The sequence below is a fragment of the Mesonia phycicola genome (assembly GCF_900141885.1).
GTDB lineage: Bacteria > Bacteroidota > Bacteroidia > Flavobacteriales > Flavobacteriaceae > Mesonia > Mesonia phycicola.
Genome location: NZ_FQYY01000004.1, coordinates 72,947 through 91,424, shown reverse-complemented (window position 1 = coordinate 91,424; position 18,478 = coordinate 72,947). Strand labels below are relative to the sequence as shown.

At 29.5% G+C, this 18,478-nt stretch carries 16 protein-coding genes and 1 pseudogene; 13 read left to right on the top strand and 4 right to left on the bottom strand.

Annotation, left to right across the window (positions count from 1 at the left end):
• Positions 1-88: 88 nt before the first annotated feature.
• The 4 genes from BUC03_RS06655 to BUC03_RS06645 form a co-directional block, all read right to left on the bottom strand.
• On the bottom strand, positions 89-622 hold the full coding sequence (locus BUC03_RS06655) for a DUF7010 family protein (protein ID WP_073149552.1): 534 nt from the start codon (positions 620-622) through the stop codon (positions 89-91).
• A gap of 44 nt (positions 623-666) precedes the next feature.
• Positions 667-810, bottom strand: coding sequence for a hypothetical protein (locus BUC03_RS15180; protein ID WP_159432705.1), 144 nt, complete (start codon positions 808-810; stop codon positions 667-669).
• Positions 811-823: 13 nt separating this feature from the next.
• The gene (locus tag BUC03_RS06650; RefSeq protein WP_159432704.1) at positions 824-3,514 is read right to left on the bottom strand and encodes a KAP family P-loop NTPase fold protein; all 2,691 of its coding nucleotides are present in this window, start codon (positions 3,512-3,514) and stop codon (positions 824-826) included.
• 311 nt (positions 3,515-3,825) lie between these two features.
• Complete coding sequence (locus BUC03_RS06645) at positions 3,826-5,160, bottom strand: RNA-binding domain-containing protein (protein ID WP_073149548.1); 1,335 nt, start codon at positions 5,158-5,160, stop codon at positions 3,826-3,828.
• Positions 5,161-6,743: 1,583 nt separating this feature from the next.
• On the opposite strand from BUC03_RS06645, the gene BUC03_RS06640 reads away from it, so the two are divergent.
• The 13 genes and pseudogenes from BUC03_RS06640 to BUC03_RS06575 all read left to right on the top strand — a co-directional run bounded on the left by BUC03_RS06640 (position 6,744) and on the right by BUC03_RS06575 (position 18,470).
• On the top strand, positions 6,744-7,085 hold the full coding sequence (locus BUC03_RS06640; RefSeq protein ID WP_073149546.1) for a single-stranded DNA-binding protein: 342 nt from the start codon (positions 6,744-6,746) through the stop codon (positions 7,083-7,085).
• A 75-nt stretch (positions 7,086-7,160) separates the two neighbouring features.
• The gene (locus tag BUC03_RS06635) at positions 7,161-7,610 is read left to right on the top strand and encodes a JAB domain-containing protein (RefSeq protein ID WP_073149544.1); all 450 of its coding nucleotides are present in this window, start codon (positions 7,161-7,163) and stop codon (positions 7,608-7,610) included.
• Between the two features lie 585 nt (positions 7,611-8,195).
• Positions 8,196-8,828 (top strand): BfmA/BtgA family mobilization protein, encoded by a 633-nt coding sequence (locus tag BUC03_RS06625; RefSeq protein ID WP_073149542.1) that lies wholly within the window; start codon positions 8,196-8,198, stop codon positions 8,826-8,828.
• Positions 8,794-9,827 (top strand): annotated as a pseudogene (gene mobB, locus BUC03_RS15470) (MobB family relaxase). Before BUC03_RS06625 ends, mobB begins: the two are co-directional and overlap by 35 nt.
• Positions 9,824-10,777 (top strand): type IV secretory system conjugative DNA transfer family protein, encoded by a 954-nt coding sequence (locus tag BUC03_RS06615; protein ID WP_317041153.1) that lies wholly within the window; start codon positions 9,824-9,826, stop codon positions 10,775-10,777. Before mobB ends, BUC03_RS06615 begins: the two are co-directional and overlap by 4 nt.
• Positions 10,774-11,037: a hypothetical protein gene (locus BUC03_RS15445; protein ID WP_317041152.1), complete on the top strand. Its 264-nt coding sequence runs from the start codon at positions 10,774-10,776 to the stop codon at positions 11,035-11,037. Before BUC03_RS06615 ends, BUC03_RS15445 begins: the two co-directional genes overlap by 4 nt.
• A 72-nt stretch (positions 11,038-11,109) precedes the next feature.
• The gene (locus BUC03_RS06610) at positions 11,110-12,333 is read left to right on the top strand and encodes a bactofilin family protein (RefSeq protein ID WP_159432703.1); all 1,224 of its coding nucleotides are present in this window, start codon (positions 11,110-11,112) and stop codon (positions 12,331-12,333) included.
• A 1-nt stretch (position 12,334) separates the two neighbouring features.
• A complete protein-coding gene (locus tag BUC03_RS06605) occupies positions 12,335-12,643 on the top strand; it encodes a hypothetical protein (RefSeq protein ID WP_073149537.1) in 309 nt (102 codons plus the stop codon).
• A 118-nt stretch (positions 12,644-12,761) separates the two neighbouring features.
• The gene (locus tag BUC03_RS06600; protein ID WP_143159153.1) at positions 12,762-13,112 is read left to right on the top strand and encodes a hypothetical protein; all 351 of its coding nucleotides are present in this window, start codon (positions 12,762-12,764) and stop codon (positions 13,110-13,112) included.
• Positions 13,112-14,233: a type II secretion system F family protein gene (locus BUC03_RS06595; RefSeq protein WP_073149533.1), complete on the top strand. Its 1,122-nt coding sequence runs from the start codon at positions 13,112-13,114 to the stop codon at positions 14,231-14,233. Before BUC03_RS06600 ends, BUC03_RS06595 begins: the two co-directional genes overlap by 1 nt.
• 21 nt (positions 14,234-14,254) lie before the next feature.
• The gene (locus BUC03_RS06590) at positions 14,255-14,683 is read left to right on the top strand and encodes a type IV pilin protein (protein ID WP_143159152.1); all 429 of its coding nucleotides are present in this window, start codon (positions 14,255-14,257) and stop codon (positions 14,681-14,683) included.
• A 490-nt stretch (positions 14,684-15,173) separates the two neighbouring features.
• Complete coding sequence (locus tag BUC03_RS06580; RefSeq protein WP_073149529.1) at positions 15,174-16,565, top strand: GspE/PulE family protein; 1,392 nt, start codon at positions 15,174-15,176, stop codon at positions 16,563-16,565.
• A gap of 3 nt (positions 16,566-16,568) precedes the next feature.
• On the top strand, positions 16,569-18,470 hold the full coding sequence (locus BUC03_RS06575; RefSeq protein ID WP_073149527.1) for a type II secretion system protein GspD: 1,902 nt from the start codon (positions 16,569-16,571) through the stop codon (positions 18,468-18,470).
• Positions 18,471-18,478 lie beyond the last annotated feature (8 nt).

Sequence of the window (18,478 nt, the reverse complement as noted above, 5' to 3'; positions counted from 1 at the left end):
GACAACTTGTAAATGAACTAAACAAGATGATTAACATCTTATTTATTTAATTTGAAAATAAATAAATAATCTTAACTAAAATAATATTTTACCCTTTTCTTATTTTGAAAAATAACATCAATAGTGAGATGGAAGTAAATAAAGCGATGATCCAAATCATTTCGAAAGGAAGGTATAATTGTAAGAAAAGCGACCCTACAGAAATCAATATGGCAATAATGGCATAAGCTATCTCATCATATAACCACGCATAAGGAAATAAATGGGCTCCGGTAATGATAGAGTAGACCATTAAAAAATAGTCTGGAGATATTAAAAATATAAAAATAAGAATAGGAAAGTAAACAAGCTGGGCAAAATTTAACCATACGCCTAAAGGTTGTAGGTGATTAGATGGAAGCTTCCATTGCGTATTGAAAATTTTAGATCCCAGATAAGCCAAGGGTAACATTAGTCCGGCAATCATAAAAGTAAAAATACTTTTATAATATGGAGAGTTGGTGAAATACCAGATTAATGTAATGAACAACCAAAGTAAGCTACCAGCGCACAAAAAATCAATTCCTTTTTTTGAAGCTTCTTGTACTTCTAACTTCAGTTCCTTAAAACTTTTATCGTTCATTGGAGGAGTAATATTAGTTATTTAAAGGTATAAGGGAGTAGACCCTATTCATCTGTATACATTGCAGTTGTAATCTCAATGGTGGTAATAGGTTTTTGATGATTATCGAAATAATGATAACTCATTAAAACGCTATGTTTTCTAAAAATTTTGTAAATTGTATATTTAACATCTTTCCTTCTTGCCATAATTTTCGCTATTTCATCTTAATTTAATTTTCGAATCATAACTAGTTGGTTGTACTGAAATAATTTTTATGGATTCATCACTATCATCAACTGTTATAGACTTTTGTTCTGAATCTATTTTAGAATTAATGTTATTATTAGAAAGCATTTCTTTATAATGTTGAAACATCTCAGGTATAGATTTGTGATAATTACCTGATTGTAATCTAATAAAAGTAAAAAGTGTACCACCTATATTGTATCTTCTTAATTCTATAAACCCAGAAATAACATCAGTATTCATATCTGTATATGTTATGTTCCAAAGATCTTTATTATCTGATTTTAATACTATTTCGATAATGGTTTCTGCTTCATCTTGGGCAAGGTTATTAAAATCTATTACTCTTTGAAGCTTTTGTTTAATTAAATTAAAACTTAAGAATTCAAATCTAATATATCTACTAAAATCGGTATAGCTTTCTAACTCTAAAAATTGAACATATTCTTTCAGTTCTGATGTTATAGGATTTGTTAATTTTTTATTTATAAATTGCTTGTATTTATACTTGGATTCAAACAATTGTGCTGCATAGTCCGATGTTTTAAGCATTTTGGTAGTCCAAGCATCATTTTGTGTCATTTGCGCACACAATAAAGTAATATCATTTTTTGACCAAAAGTCTATTGTAATTGGATTAATCTTATCAGCTGTATGAAATTTTCGAACATCATGATAGGCATGATAAAAAGAATAGTCATGGATGTCCCATAAATTATTTTGCTTATCGTCTAATAACTTTTTATATAAAGAAAGTGACAGATCTTTAAGATCATCTTCTGTGGTTCCCCAATCAGAAAAATCAAGTCTAATTCTAGACTCACTTATGAGTGCTAAAAATTGGATTTTACTTTTAAGTTTAAAATTATCCTTATCGATAAACTCACTAACTATATATTTCCAAATATTTGGTTTATTATTATCTGTCCAAAAATCGTTATTTCCTATTTTAAGCTTTAATTGACGTACAATATATTCAGATAACATATTCCATACAGAAGTTGAATTAAAAGAATAAAATTCTGCATCGTTAAAAATATATAGCAATATTATTATTGCTTTTAAAGCTTCATCTTTATCAATTGTATTAAAATATGCTAGTCTATTTAAAATACTATTCGTATGACCTTCATTCAATAACTTATTTAAGTTCTCAAAGTCATTATGAAAATTAAATATGCTTTTAAATTTGACTTCGCTTAAATCTTTTTCTTGTATTTTCTGTTGAAGTAGTTTTCGAAGATTATTCTCAAACTTTATTGAGGTATGACTGTCAGTAATATTTTCTTTACCAAAAAGCACAATTAATGTTTTTATTAATAAAATATTTTGCTGTTTAGTTAAATTATTTGTTTCGTTAATCTTTGTTTCTTTATCAATGTCTTTAGAGATTTCATACTTGCTAAAATCTATATTAAGCTTTTGATTTAAATGAAAAACTCTATATCTTCTCATTTCTTTAAAAGCATCACTTTTATCAGAATCATTTTCGGTTTCTACTAATTCACAAAGGTTTGTTTCTGGATTATAAGGAATTATGGTTGACCAATTATTATTTAAAAATTTTATTGCATAAGGAAAGGTCATTTTTAAATAAGTAAAATTTAAAAAATCATTAGTGTCAAGCTCATCTGGTAAGGATTTAAAATCAAAAACCAATTGATTTACCAAGCGTTTTACACCTCTATAGTTTGAAATATAATCATCAAATAGATTATCCTCTTTAAAGATACAAGCTTCAACATTTCTAAAAAATTCTCTCTCAAAACCTAAATCTGTTTGTTTCAATAGACCTATGAAATCAGTTTTTAGTTGGGATTTTTCAATTTCTGGCAAGTAAACTTCTAATTGAAAAAATTTATCTACAAATGTATGGTCAGCAATATCATTTTTTACCAATAAAGATTCAAGTACATAATCTTTATCCAAAGCAATTAGAAAAATAAAGTTTTTAAAATTTGCAGTATTTCGAACTAACTTTAAGACTTGCAAAACTTCATTATTAGAAAGTCTGTCAAGATCGTCTATAAATACTATATATTTCTTGTCTAATTGGTTTAAGGTATCATTAATCTTTTTATATGTATCGTAAGAAGACGAATCGGAAAATAAACTCGAATTTGGCTTAAAGAATTCAGAAATACTTTTATTCTTGTACAGTTTTAAAAGCTTATCAGAATAACTCAAAAATTGATTTGACAATCTCCCACTATACTTATTTATTTCAGTACTTAACTGTTTGAAAAACTCTGAAATAATATCAGTTTCGCTGTGATTTAGATATGGTAAAAACTTTAAATGAATTGTATGTTCATTACTTTTCTCTTCTAACTTCTCTTCAATTAGGCTAATCAAACTTGATTTACCATTACCCCAAGGACCAACAATTCCAATTGTAAATGAATTTTTAAAGTTTGATCTTTCTAAATATTCGACAATTTTTGCCGCTCTTTTGTGGTAGTTTAACTTGTCATCGCCTTTTAATAAAACAGGGTCATCAGAGATAAACGGATTTGGCTTTCTTTCAAGCTCTTTTTTACTTAATAAATTTATAACAGTCAGTATAATCGAAAGAACTAACAATACTCCTAAAAAGTCAACGTAGAATAATTTTGAAGAAAATAATATGAAGTACCATCCATCTTTATCAATTCCCCACTTCAATACTACATAAATCAAGCTAGACACAACTAATGAATGAATCAAAAAGATTGAAGGCTGATATTTTTTTAAAGCTATTTTGTATAAAATATACATTACAGCTACAGCAAATAAAACAACAAAAATAAATTTAGGAATTTGTAATATTAGCTTTTCATCGATAGTAAAATATTTAAAATTTTTCTATTAACTGTAGATGATGCTAAATAGAACATTAAGATTCCTAATACATAAACAGATGAAATCTTAAACATCCTATTTTCAAAAATCTTATCGAAGAAACGTTTTATCTTTATTGTCATTTTTCTACCCACTTAGGGAAGTATATAATTAATTTGCCAATGACCTCCTTTTGCGCTACCAACTCTTTCTATAAGACCTAAATCTTTTAGGGCATCAAGGTTTTTATCAATAGCAGTAGCACTTAAGCCAACTTTATCTTCAAGTTCTCTTTTAGAAACTTTACTATTTTCGTGAATAGCTTTAATGATATTAACTCTATTATCAGTAAGATTATCAACCCACTTATCTACCCACTTATTAAAATCAAAAGGTCTTCTAACTGTTACAGTAAACATTCCTTCAGTATTAAATTCAGGTTCAGTTAAATCAGCTTTAACCATTCTAATTCTCTCAAATAGACCAAATATTAAAGGATTTCTACTTAAGCTTCTTTTACCAAATTCATTTTTAGGAATACCACTGATTAAACCTCCAGGATTAGAAATCTCAACTCTATCATTAAATACCTCAATAGTAATACGAGCTCCTTTATCGTAATAATCTCTATGCGCCAGGGCATTAATTATAGCTTCTTTGAAAACGGTTTCCGGAATTTCCCAAATTTCTTTTCTTGGTTGGGAACCTTCTCCCTCAATATCATAACGTACATCTAATTTCTTCTTCAACCAAGACATTGCTTGCAAGTATTGATTGTATAAAGAGCCTGTCATTATTTTATAGTCTTCAATAAACCGTTTATCAATACCATCAAAAGCGATACAACGTATTACGGCTTTTTCGAAAAAATGTTCAGGGTTTTCGGCAAAGAATAATGTGGCTCCATTTTTTAAGAAACCTTCTTTAGTAATTAGTTTAAGGTTATTGAAAACTTGTTCGTTTGAAACTGTAGCACCTAATCCAGCTAAAACTCTAAACTGATTAATATTATTATCAGGAACATCTTGATTTATATCAATTGCCTTACAAGGTGCTTCATCAAAATAAATTTTATCTGCTTGCTGAAAAAAATCTCTCATTTCTTCAACGGTAGTCAATTTTTGCGAATTTGGACCTTGACGAACATAAATTGCACCGGATAAAACATATGGCTTATTTTCTCCAGAAGGCACTTCAATAACTACAACATCTTTGGAGTCTACAATTACAGTATAAATCTTACAATGTAAAGCGGGTGAAATTTCATTAATTGAATTTTGAAGCGCAGAACGTTTAGCATTATTAAAAGTAACTCCTTGAACAATATTGTTGTCGTTTACCCCTAAAAGAAGTGTTCCTCCAGCTGCATTAGCAAAAGCACAAATTTCTTCAGTAACATCTTTAATTTTACTTGGTATACTAACCTTAAATTCAATATTATAACCCTCTCCGGAGGCAATAAATGATTTAATATTTTTTTCGTTTAACATAACAACAAATCTATGAAATCATTTTCAAGTTTCTTTTAAATTCTTTTGTCCTTACTTTCCTTATCAAAAACAACCAAATTAAAGAGTTGACGTATTATGGCCTGTAAAGGTTACCATGGCGTTATTCTAATTCATATGCGTTAAAGTTTGTTGGGGCATGAATTTTGACTCCTTGAGTGCACTCGGAGTAGCAGGTACTTAAAAGTATTTCGTTAATAGCATTGCATTTTTCACCGAAATTTCTTCCAGTGCTTTTTACACTTAAATTATCAAAATAATAGAAATTACAGTTATCATATTCTTGGATGGTTTTGTACCAAATATTAGTGAAAACAAATATAATGTTTCTTGCTAGAATTAGTTCATAAAACCTTTGGTTTAGTACGATTTACCTAACAGTTTTATTAAACTGGTTTTGTCAAAATTTACAGGACTAGAAAGCAAAATACCTTTGTTAGGGGCGATGTTTAATTTTGTATAAGTCTCAAAATATCGAATGAAATAAATGAATAATTTGTAAAGTACCACTGCAAAAAAAGCTGTGAGTCACTAAAAACGAAAAAATTGGGTAGGATCAAACCAATAGGAACACCTATTCAAACTAAATTCACTTCAATACAAAGACTAGATCAGTATATCCACTCACCGCATATGGTTCTTAATATCTACAGCGCTTTACCCGACTATTTGAACAAAAAGGTTGGTGTTGTACCTAAGGAGTTTAGAAATTTGAATTGATATTTGTCTATATATGTGGAATAAGTATTATCCAATGATAGCATAAATTCTTATTCTTTTACAAGAAAAAATGAAGAATCGTAGTTCATAAAATTTGATACGGTCCTATCAAGTTTTGAGTAATTTTCAAAGAATACATATTAAATAAATATTTAACAGGAAGGTATGTCTTGAGATGAATTATGAGTTTCTCACAAGAATCCATAGAAAAATAGGAGTTCAAAGTAGACTTACATTTTAGTTTTCAATTTAGATATAATTAGCAATTCAATATTTTAATTTATTTACTAAATGTTAGATTATTTTTTCAATCCATTAATAAACTGTGTATATGAATTGGTTTTAAAAAGTTATAATTTTTCTAATCTGGTACTCCTATTATTATTTATTTCTCCCCGGTGCATAATTCTTATTCATTTATCACTAGAGGTCAAGTATTCGATTAGATATACTTTTATAGGAGAGTTATATACTTCCATTTACTTCACTTCCGGTTGTTTTTCAATTTCAATGGTTTTTGTTGACTTCCCGGCTGCTCACTGTCTCTCCCTTTTTTACTATGCAAAATACCAGGAATTGGAAGTTAGTCCAGATGACATAAGCCAGTCATTCTTCCTTTTTATACATCTTTCCTAATTTCCAATTCCTGAAAACGTATCAGCATCAAAAAAGGGAACAGCTCACAGCTCTATGGGAAGTAAATCAAAAAAATATCATTATGAAATCATTTCAAAACAACAAAATCGGAAGCGAAGTAAAAATCAAAAAGGAAAACGCTTCAGATATAATAAGTAAATCAATGTTTAACCTTTCTACACTAATGGTAGAATCTAAATTTTAATGTTATGAGTACGATCAAAAATCAAGTTCAATTAATCGGAAATGTGGGGAACACCCCGGAAACCATCACTTTTGATAGTGGTAAAAAAGCGGTTCGTCTATCGATGGCAACCAATGAATATTACCAAAAGGATGGTGAGAAAGTGCAGGGTACCCAATGGCATAATCTGATCGCCTGGGGAAATCAGGCGGATCTTATCGAAAAATATGTCGGTAAAGGAAAAGAAATAGCCATTCAGGGAAAATTGACCTCCAGATCTTATGAAACCCAAACGGGTGAAAAAAGATATGTAACCGAAGTGGTGGTACAGGAAATTTTATTTCTTGGAAATCCAGCTGCGGAATAAGTAAAAAATAAAGAGGGCATCCCTCACCAAAGTTTTGCCCTCTTTTTCATTGTTAACCTTTAAAAAAAAAGTCTCATGAAAACCAAAGTTAATGAAATTCAAATCAGCTACCACGGAAATCAAACGATAAATACCACTTTTAAAATTGGATGTTCGCAAGATGCTGCACAATTGGCTTTTGAACATTGGGATCAAAACCATATCGAAATGCAGGAGAATTTTAAAATTCTATTGCTCAATAATTCGAATATTGTTAAAGGTATTTACGAGGTTTCAAAAGGTGGGATTACTGGAACCTTAGTAGATCTTAGAATCTTATTTGCCGTTGTTTTAAAAAGTTTGTCTACAGCGATCATACTTTTGCATAACCACCCAAGCGGCACTTTAAAACCTAGTGAAGCTGATCGACAGCTTACACAAAAGATTATCAAAGCGGGAGAATTATTAGATGTCAAAGTTCTTGATCATCTTATTATAACTCCTAATAAAGAGTATTACAGTTTTGCTGATCAGGGGATTTTGTAAAGTAAAATTTCGTTTATGATCTATTTAAATTATACGAATATTGATAGCGAGACACAGGAGCGTTTAATTTCAATTTCTAAAAAGGAAGTGCATCGACGTTAAGGTAAAGAATTGATGAGTTATGCTCAGAAACACATGTGAATTATGAGCAACTCCTACAAGAGGAAGGAATACGAAACCTATATACTTATCATTTTGTATTTGAGATGTAATTGCTAAATAAAAACAAAAAAGCCCTTATTTAATTAGGGCTTTTTTAATGTTTAATAGACTGAAATTTGTATCTTTAAAGCATTGAAAGATAGAAGTTTTGGTCCTTTTATTTTTTGATTTGACTTTCCTGAACGACCAAATAAATAAGTTTTAATTCGTGGTTTTCGGTGACTGCCAGAGGTTTGAATTTTTGTCCCTCACGGGACGAAAAGGAAAAGCAAGAGGATAACACGCGGAGCGGTGTTATAGCGATATGTTTTTTCTGAAATCGCCTAAGGATAGGGGGTACGGTGATTGATCAGATCGTGTACTTACCTGTTTTTGCAGCAAATACCTTCGTGAGCCTTAAATACCGGGTAATTTTTACAGCAAATGGAACTTAAACCTTTTAAAAAGTACAAGTTTTCAGCGATTAATTTTAAAAAAGAGGTGGCGGATCAGTTCCGGATTTTCTCCAAGATATTAGGGACTTCTCATAGTGATAGTTTAAAGGCTATGCTTCGATTTTTTGACATACACCAGCTTTCTCCTTATGAATCTTTAGGGAATAATATGGGTACCCTGGAGCGTAGGTTGAAAAAAAGAATGAATGCAATGATCGCTATTATTAAAGATATTGAAAAAAGGCAAACCAAACCTACTCAGGCTATGCTTCAATTGCTTTTCGAACAGGTAGCGGCTACCGATGAGAATACCCCGGATATTCAGGAAAGAGAATTATTCAACCCGTCTTCCTCTAAAGAAATTCCTGAACTAAAAGTGGAAAAGGAGGCTTCAAGCCGGGAGGTTCCGGAAGTATCCTCTTGGGAAATAGCCTATCATAGTGAACAGGAGAAAAGTAAAATGCTTTATGAATTATATTCGGCTATTTCATCAAATGTTCGCTATATCAAACCCGGATTAGGGAAGAATTATTTCCGTTTGGAAATGACCCCGAAACAATGGGAGAAAATTCAACAAAAAATAGAGTATGTATATCACCATCACACCACAGAAACTCGATAGTCATTACCTGCAAAGTGCCGGTGATTTTGTAGACTATCTGGAAAAAGAAAATCAAGGGAAAACCCAAGATGATATGGAAGCCTTTTTTGATCCATATGATGATAAAATTTCTGCAGAGGAGGTGAAAGCGTCTATTGATGAAAACACGGCTAAACTAAAGAAAAAAGAGCCTAAATTTTATTCGATCACAATCAATCCCAGCGCGAGGGAACTGGCACATATCGCTGATAACCCTTCCACCTTAAAAGCTTATACCCGAAGCCTTATGGAAAACTATGCCAAGGCTTTTCATCGGGAAATAGAGGGACGTAAAATTACTAAAGATGATATTCTCTATTTTGCAAAATTAGAACAAAGCGTAGGTATAAAGGTACCGATAGGACTGTTCGGGAAAATCAACCTTATATTCAAAAAATTGCTCGTTTACAACACGAGTTGGTACTCATCAAAAAAGGGGAGATGGAAGGAAGTATTCAAACGAAACAGCAAAGCATTCGAGAACTTCAGCAAAAAGCGCCGCATCAACAACAAGGGAAGATGATCGAGGAGGGAATGATCAAGGAAGGGGATCAACGCCATATTCACGTGCTGGTAAGTCGAAAAGATCGATCTAATCGGTATAGTTTTTCTCCCGGGAGTAGGTACAAAGCATCAACGACTATGCTTCACGGGAAAGAAGTGAAGCGAGGTTTCGATCGGGATCAATTTTTTAAAGCGGCAGAAGAAGTTTTTGATCGGAAATTTCAATACCGAAGAAATTATGTGGAAAGCTACCAAGCTCGAAATACTTTTTTAAAACATCCGGAGAAATATTTTAAACAACTTCTTCGGCTTCCTGCACCAGAGAAGAAAATAGCCTTCCAACTGCTAAAAGAAAGAGGAGTGAAATTACCCTTAACAACTATTCCCTTAACTTCCTCACAGCTCGCTGGAAAAATTATGACGAAGCTTAAAAAAGGGATTACCAAAGCCATCCATTCCGGATCTATTGAATTATGAGTATAGATATTGCTTACCTCTTCGTTTATGTAGCTCCTCTTGTATTCTTGGGAGTGATTTTTTGGGGACTCTTTACCGAAAGAAGAACCCCAAAAGTCTCTGAAAAATATCAAGTAATACTTAAGCTTCGTGGAGGGCGTTTTAAAATTCAGGATATCAGAAAAGGGGTTTCGATCATCGGAGCTGCAGGAAGCGGAAAAACTTTTAGTATGGTTTATAATTTGTTACTGCATTTTAGCAAGTATAAATTTTCTGGGGTGATTCATGATTATAAAGATCAGGAACTTACCGAGATTGCTCTACCTTTATTTAAAGCGGCAGGAGTGCACTGTTATCCTGTTTCTTTTGATCGGGTTCAATACCGAATAAATCCTATCGCTCCTCGATATTTGCCGAATGAAGAGAGTGTCAATGAAGTGGCGAAAGTTTTAATGGAGAATCTGTTAGAACAAAATCTATCGTCTTCAAGCGGAAGCAACCGTTTTTTTACAGATGCAGTGGAAGGATTATTGGCAGGACTTATCTGGAAACTGAAATCAAGGTATCCGCAGTATTGTAGTTTACCCCATCTTATCGCTGTGTTTCAGTATTTAGATACGAAGAATCTGGTGGCTTTTCTAAGTAGTGACCTCATAGCAAAAAGTATGGCAGGGGCATTTATCAATGGGGTTGATTCTGAAAAACAAACCGCAGGAGTTAAAAGTATGCTTGCCAATGCGTTTAAAAAAATCAGCTCTCAAAAAATGTTTTATATGCTCTCCGCTGATCAGATCCCCTTAGATATCAATGCAGTCGAACATCACGCGGTAATATCCATTAGTAACAATCCGCAATACGAATCTGCTTATTCCCCAATTATTGCCACCATTATTCATACCATTACCAAGCAGATGAGTGTACGCCAGCGGGAGGGATCTTTCCTATTGATGGGAGAAGCTCCCAAAGTGTGAGCAAGAGTAGTGGATTAACTTTACAAAGTAGGGTAACCAAAGGGGTGAAAGAGGTTTTGAAACGAAGGGCTCACGAGTTTTTTAAACTCAAAGCCGGGGAGTTTATCGCTTTTGCCGATGGGAAGGATAGAAAAATAAGGTTTAACTTAGAAAATATCAATATTGAGAATAGGAGAACTAAATTCGAGGTTAGTTTAGAAAGACAGACTATTATTTATAGAAGTATTTATGAAGATCTAAATAATATTTTTAAAAATTAAATTTAACTTTAATTTTGGTTTTTATTGATAAATATTTATATTTCTATCTTATTAGAATAAAAATTTTATTTTTTGATGTTAAAAGCTGCTTCGCTTTACTATTCAGTTTTTTTTCTACTTATAGTAGGTGTTTTCTGTTATTTAATTCTAAATTCTTATACTTTTTTTTTAAGAATGGATGATTATTATGACATGCAAGATAGGATGCTTTTAAATAACCAATCTGCAGTAGCTTATGCAGAGCAATATTATTCAGATTTAGATAATCAATCTGAAAAGATATTCTTTTCAGATTACAATATTAAAACTCGATTCATTAAAAGAAAATGGGGATATTTTGAGAAATTAGAAATTAATTCAATATTTAAAAAAGACACATTATCTCAGTGTTTTTTAACTGGTAAAAAGCAAATTTCTAATATGCCAGCTTTATATTTGAGAAATAATAATGAGAATTTAAATTTATCTGGTAATACTTTTATTAATGGTGATATATATATACCTGAGTTAGGAATTAAAAATATAGAAATTAATAGTTGTGGGGTAAATAATTTTTCAAGATCCAGGCATAATGGTAAAATATATACCTCAAAGAAAAATCTGCCAAGAGTAAATGAAGTTAATTTAGAGTATTCTGAAAATTGGATATATTCTAAAATTGAAAATTTCAAACATAATGAAATTTTAAATAGCTTTAGAAATGTAACTAAAGTAGTATTAGTTGAAGGTTATTTGAGGAATTATATTATAAAAGGAAATATTATTATTAAATCAAACGATACGCTACATATTGATAGTAGTACATATCTTGAAGATGTGATTTTAGATGCTCCTAAAGTTGTATTTCATTCAAATTTTAGAGGTAATGCTCAGGTTTTTGCTAAAAACGGGGTTGTGTTGGAAAATAATACTAAGTTAAAATATCCTTCGATAATAGTATCAAAATCAGATGAAACATCAGAATTAATATTCAACAATCAATCAAGTTTTTCAGGTTTGATTTATTTTCAAACCTTAGGGCTATCTCAAGTTGATAGAAATACACTAATAATAGAAGAAAATGCTACTATTGAAGGAAATATTTATTGTGAAGGTAATTTATTTTTAAAAGGGAAAGTATTAGGTAGTGTTTTCACTTCATCTTTGCAATATAAAAATAATGAATTTGGTTATGAGAATTTGATATGTGGTGGCGAAATATTTTCTAATCCGCAAGAAAAGAAAAATTTTTTTTTTCAACTTGATTATTTAGAAAATTTTAATTCTAGTCAAGCACTCTTATTAAAACAAATTTAAAATGGCTTATTCTTTTAGATTTAAAGGCTCATCCATTATAGAAACCTCAATAGCATTAGTAGTTATTGCTTGCTGTATTTATTCTTTTACAATCTTATTTACTATTATTACTAATCGTAGCCCTAAATTGAAGAAACTCGAATATAAAAACTATATTTTAAATAATAGATATAAAGGGCATAGAATATCATCTTCTAGTGTACATAAAGTTGAGTTGAAGAATTGTGAATTTTCTAGATTAAGAAAAATAGAATTTACATATCAAGAAGGTCATCAAAAGGTTTCATATTTTATTTTAATTAAAAAATAATAATTTGCTTAAAGCTTACACAATATTGGAAACGGTTATAATGATGGTATTAATGACTATTGTAGTTTCATTTATATATCTATTCTATGGTTATTTGTCTTATTCGTTAGAAAATTTTATGAAAACTGAGAAATATAGTATGCAGGTAAATAATTTTAGGTATTTACTTAATGATGATTTTTTGACATCTCAATATATTTATAAGGCAAATAGTAGTCAAGTAAAAATAATTTCTTACGACAATAAGTCCATTTTATATTATCAAAAAGGAGATTATTTTTATAGAAATAGTAATAACCACATAGATTCGTTAAATGTAAAACAGGTTGAATGGAAATTTTTAAATGATTCTGTCAAAACAACAAGAATAATTGATCGAATTGAGATTGTATCTGAGTTTGAGGATGAAGAAGTGAAGTTGTTTTTTCAAAAAAAATATTATGCAACTATACTAATGAATAATCTTTAATGGGAGTTCATTTAAAACATATCAATAGAAAAGAATCTGTTTTTAGAAAAAATAAAACACATTCACAGAAAATTTTTTTCAAGAAAAAAATTAATGATAGAAAGAAGATGACCTTATATAAAGATCTATCAATCTTATTAAATGCTGGTATAGACCTGAAGGAATCGTTATCAATAATTAAAAATCAGCAAAAAAAAAATAGTAATGAAAGCCTTTACGATAATATTTTAAATAATATAATTAAAGGAAAACCATTTTATCAAGCATTAAATTATACAAATGAATTTTCAGATTATGAGATCTATAGTATAAAAATTGGAGAAGAAACGCATATGCTTGAAAAAATTCTAGATGAATTACATATTTATGTGGAGAAAAGAGTTAAGTTAAAAAAGCAAATAATTTCTTTGTTAGCCTATCCAGCATTTATATTATTATTGACTCTAGGGACATTATATTTTATGCTTACTTATGTTGTACCATTATTCGAAACCGTTTTTAATCAATTTAATCAAGAATTACCTGAGTTGACTAAATTTATAATTCACTTATCAGAAAATTTTAATTTTTTACTTTTTATTTTTCTATCAAGTGTTTTAAGTATATATTTACTTTATACTGTTATAAAGAACAATATAATTTTTCGAAAAATCAGTTCACAAATTGTACTGAAGATTCCTTTTTTAGGTAAACTTATTAAAGAAATTTACATGGCGAGGTTCTGTCAGTCAATGTCATTATTATTAACTTCAAAGACTTCAATAATAGAATCACTTGAATTAGTTATAAAAATGATTAATTATTACCCATTAGAAATAGCTTTGAAAGATGTTAAATCACAAATAGAGAAAGGAAATACTTTTGGTGAAGCTATAAAGAAATTTTCAATTTTTGACAGTAACGTTATTTCTATGATTAAAATAGCTGAAGAAGTAAATCAGTTAGATAGTATGTTTGTAAGACTTGCTTTGAATTTCAATGAGGAGGTGACACATAAAACAACATTGGTTGGAAAAATAATTGAGCCAGTATTAATTTTATTTATAGGTTGTATTGTAGGTTTAATTATGATTTCAATGTACGCTCCAATGTTTGACTTGAGTAAAGTAATTGGTAATTAAAATAAAACTAAATTTAAAATTATGAAGAAAGTTCAATCCAAAATTAAAAATCAACCTCTTTACGTGCCGGGGTATTCCATGACCGAAATACTAATAGTCCTTTGCATTATAGGGATATTAATATTAATGGTCTTACCTAATCAAACCTCTGTTATCGGACAAGCAAAATCTATTGAGGCTCAAAGTATGTTAAATCAAATATATGCTTTAGAAAAAAGTTATTTTTATAAATACTCAAAATATAGCAATAATTTTGATGATATAGGTTTTGTTCAGGCAACTACAATTGAAGATGGTGGACAAGCTGTATATGAAATTGAAATTGAAAGTGCTTCTACAAATTCCTTTAAAGCAATAGCTACATCTCTTTCAGATTTTGATGGTGATGGTATTTTTAATGTATGGGAAATTGATGAAGATAAAAAATTAAAAGAAAGGGAGAAAGATTGAACTTAATGATTTTAATCATAGATTTAATTATTATCATCCTTCTAGGAATTATTGTATATCAGGATTTTAAATATCGATTGATTCATATATTAGTCTTACTTTTTATATTTATTGTAGGTTTATTGAGAAATATTCTTAATGATATAAGTTTTTTTAATTTTTTAAGACCCGCATTATTTATAAGTGTTATCTTATTTTTTCTGTGGTTTTATTTAATAATTAAGTCAAAGAAAATAATAAACCCTTTGGATAAACATATAGGTTTAGGAGATATATTGTTCTTCTTTTCAATAACACCTTTTTTTACTCTTAAAGACTATATTATTTATTTTATAAGTGGACTGTTATTCTCGATAATTTTTGCTTTATTTTTTAAAAATTATATTGAAAAAAAAATGATTCCACTTGCTGGGTTGTTATCCATAGCTTTAATCATACTAATTTTTTTGAGAAACCTTTTTACTTACAATTTATTTAATTTTTATTAATAATGAATTTAATCAAAGAAATAGACTTATCTACAGAACATCAACAGTTAATTTCGGGTAAACTAGCATTTCATTATAAAATAATTCCAGAAAGTAAAATTGACAATATATTAACTCTATATATTGCTAATAGTAAGAAAGATAATCATTATATTGAGGAATTAGAATTAATCTTAGGCTGTTCTGTAAAATTTAATCCTGTATCCGATGAGATAATTAATAAAACTTTATCTAAATATTATAGGTCAAATAATAATGAGAAAAGAGATACTAGTTTTTCGCTTAATACTGATTTCTTAGAAAATTTAATTCTAGAAGCTAAATCATTAGATAGTAGTGATATTCATTTTGAATCATTTAAAAATAATTCAAGAATTAGGTTTCGAATTGATGGTAAGTTAATTGAAAGGTATAAGGTTGAGAAAGAAAATTATCTTGAATTAATAAATAAAATTAAAATAAAATCTAGACTTAATATTACAGAAAAGCGTTTACCTCAGGACGGCCGTATACATTATGATGATTTTGATTTGAGAGTATCAATTCTACCCACGTTATATGGCGAAAAGGTTGTTATGCGTATATTGGGAAAGGATACTTCTAATTTATCGATTCAAGATTTAGGAATGGAAAAGCGTGAATATGATACTTATTTAGAGGGAGTTAACTCATCTAGAGGAATAATTTTGATTAGTGGGCCTACAGGTTCTGGTAAGACTACTACTTTGTATGCTACACTAAAGATGTTGAATAAGTTGAATACAAATATTTTAACAATTGAAGATCCTATTGAGTATACATTAGAAGGAATAAATCAAGTTCAACTTAACGAAGACATTGGTTTAACTTTTTCTAGCGCCCTTAAAACTTTTTTAAGGCAAGATCCTGATATTATTATGGTGGGAGAAATTCGTGACGAAAAAACTGCTCAAATGGCTATTAGAGCAAGTTTGACCGGTCATTTAGTTCTTTCAACCATTCATACAAATTCAGCAATAGGTACTGTTTCGAGATTAATGGATATGGGGGTGCCATCCTTTTTAATTGCAGAAACTTTATTGATCTCAGCAGCGCAGAGATTGATTAGGAAACTTTGCGAAAAGTGTAAAGTATGTGTACCTTTAGAAGGTCAATTTAAAGATGATTTTAAAGAATTAAAATTTCATTATATTTCAAAAGGTTGTGATACTTGTTTTCATACTGGATATAAGGGGAGAGTTGCGATATATGAGTTATTTTCAGTAAATAGTGAAGTTGTATCTAAAATAAATAATGGTGATAAATTACCAGATTATAATAAATCAAACTTAAAAACTAAAGCCATTTCGTTAATAACTAAGGGAGTTACTTCAATAGATGAGGTTTATTCTATTTTAATCCAAGATAATAATTAATCAATGATTAAAACTACAATTTTCACAATCTTATTACTTAGTTTTTGCAAGCTGACATTAGCTCAGGATCAAAAAAAAATTGAAGATAAGTTTGAAGAACTATCTTTCATGAATGAGGGGTTAAATGAAAAAGTTAGAATCGATATTTCTGGGCTTACTCTTTATGATTTTATAGCTTCAATCGCAGATGAACATCGATTAAATATAAGTGTTGATAATAAGTTGAATCAACTTATTAATAATAATTTTTATGATTTACAGGTTAAGGATGTTTTTTTATTTTTAATAGAGAAATACAACTTAGAAGTTAAATTTATTAATGGGATTATCGTTTTTAATAAAAAAGATAAAGTCATTGAGGTTAAAAAACCTTCTCCTGTTATAGATGTTAATTATAACGATAGTAATGATTTTTTGTCTTTAAAACTTAGAAAAGATTCTTTATCTCTAGTCGCCGAAAGAATTACGGAAGTATCGGATAAAAATATTGTTTTATCTCCAAATATTAAAAATTTAGAGGTTTCAGCGTATATTCTGAATAGACCATTTGATCAAGTATTAGAAATGATGGCGAAATCAAATAACTTAAAAGTTTCTAAAGACGAAAATAATTTCTATTACTTAGAGAAAAGAGATATTATAAATGAAAAAACTTCCACTCAAAATTTAAACGGGAATTATCAAAATAATATTAACGAACAAACAGGATTACTTGATGTAACCCTTACTGAGAAAGGCTACTTGAATATTAAAGCTTATGAAGCTAATTTGAGTAATATTATCATGCAAGCTGCAAGCTTATTAAATATGAGTTATTTTATGTATGATGAGCCTAAAAAAGAACAAACTACTTTTTCCGCAAATCAAATTTCTTTTGACGATTTATTAATTCATTTATTCAAAGGTAAAAACTTTACGTATAAAAATATAAATGGATTATATGTTATAGGAGAGCATAATACAGAAGGTCTAAGAGAAACTGAACTTATTCAATTACAAAATAGAACTTTAGAATCGGTTTTATCGACTCTTCCTCAGAAACTTTTAGAAGGAGTTGAAATTAAGGAGGTAATAGAATTAAATGGACTTATCGCTTCAGGATCTTTGCCAAAAATCATAGAGTTAAAAAATTATATTAGAGAAATTGATCAGGTTGTACCTTTAATTCAAATTGAAGTATTAATTGTTCAATACGAGAAATCGCATGATGTTCAAACTGGACTAAGAGCTATTCTTGGTGAGCAAGGGCAAACTATTGCTACTGAAGGGAATATTTTTCCTACCACAGATGTGACTTTAAATTCAAGTTCGATAAATAATTTGATCAATAGTTTTAATGGTTTTGGTATTTTTAATTTAGGTAAAGTTACACAAAACTTTTATGCTAATCTTTCTGCAATGGAAAATAACTCAATTATCAATCTCCAATCAACTCCAAAGATAGCCACATTGAATGGTCATGAAGCAACCGTTTCTATAGGTCAAACAAGTTATTATTTCGAACAAACCAATAGATTAATAAATACAGGAATAACTGATAATATTTTGCAATCTGGACAATGGAAACCAACCGAGGCAAATTTGAGTGTGATGATAAAGCCAAATGTTTCCAAAGATGAGCAAGTAACATTAAACATTAGGGTTGAAAAAAGTGCGTTTACAGGTAGGTCAGGTGAAAATGCACCGCCAGATAGAGCTACACAACAATTTCAATCCTTAGTTCGTGTGAGAAATAACGAGATGATTCTATTGGGCGGATTAGATGAACTTGAAAAACAAGATACAGGTACAGGTACACCTTTTTTAGCTCGAATACCAATTATTAAATGGTTCTTTAGTAGTCGGGGTAAGAGTAAGTCAAAATCAAAACTCCACGTATTTATTAGACCTACTATAATTTATTAATTAGAATG

What these genes read in the sequence shown, in the direction of transcription:
- BUC03_RS06625 (WP_073149542.1), top strand. Translation starts at nt 8,196, where the DNA reads ATGGAACTTAAACCTTTTAAAAAGTACAAGTTTTCAGCGATTAATTTT.
- BUC03_RS06645 (WP_073149548.1), bottom strand. Translation starts at nt 5,160, where the DNA reads ATGTTAAACGAAAAAAATATTAAATCATTTATTGCCTCCGGAGAGGGT.
- BUC03_RS06580 (WP_073149529.1), top strand. Translation starts at nt 15,174, where the DNA reads ATGAATTTAATCAAAGAAATAGACTTATCTACAGAACATCAACAGTTA.
- BUC03_RS06575 (WP_073149527.1), top strand. Translation starts at nt 16,569, where the DNA reads ATGATTAAAACTACAATTTTCACAATCTTATTACTTAGTTTTTGCAAG.
- BUC03_RS06615 (WP_317041153.1), top strand. Translation starts at nt 9,824, where the DNA reads ATGAGTATAGATATTGCTTACCTCTTCGTTTATGTAGCTCCTCTTGTA.
- BUC03_RS06655 (WP_073149552.1), bottom strand. Translation starts at nt 622, where the DNA reads ATGAACGATAAAAGTTTTAAGGAACTGAAGTTAGAAGTACAAGAAGCT.
- BUC03_RS06600 (WP_143159153.1), top strand. Translation starts at nt 12,762, where the DNA reads ATGAAAACTGAGAAATATAGTATGCAGGTAAATAATTTTAGGTATTTA.
- BUC03_RS06605 (WP_073149537.1), top strand. Translation starts at nt 12,335, where the DNA reads ATGGCTTATTCTTTTAGATTTAAAGGCTCATCCATTATAGAAACCTCA.
- BUC03_RS06590 (WP_143159152.1), top strand. Translation starts at nt 14,255, where the DNA reads ATGAAGAAAGTTCAATCCAAAATTAAAAATCAACCTCTTTACGTGCCG.
- BUC03_RS15180 (WP_159432705.1), bottom strand. Translation starts at nt 810, where the DNA reads ATGGCAAGAAGGAAAGATGTTAAATATACAATTTACAAAATTTTTAGA.
- BUC03_RS06635 (WP_073149544.1), top strand. Translation starts at nt 7,161, where the DNA reads ATGAAAACCAAAGTTAATGAAATTCAAATCAGCTACCACGGAAATCAA.
- BUC03_RS06595 (WP_073149533.1), top strand. Translation starts at nt 13,112, where the DNA reads ATGGGAGTTCATTTAAAACATATCAATAGAAAAGAATCTGTTTTTAGA.
- BUC03_RS06640 (WP_073149546.1), top strand. Translation starts at nt 6,744, where the DNA reads ATGAGTACGATCAAAAATCAAGTTCAATTAATCGGAAATGTGGGGAAC.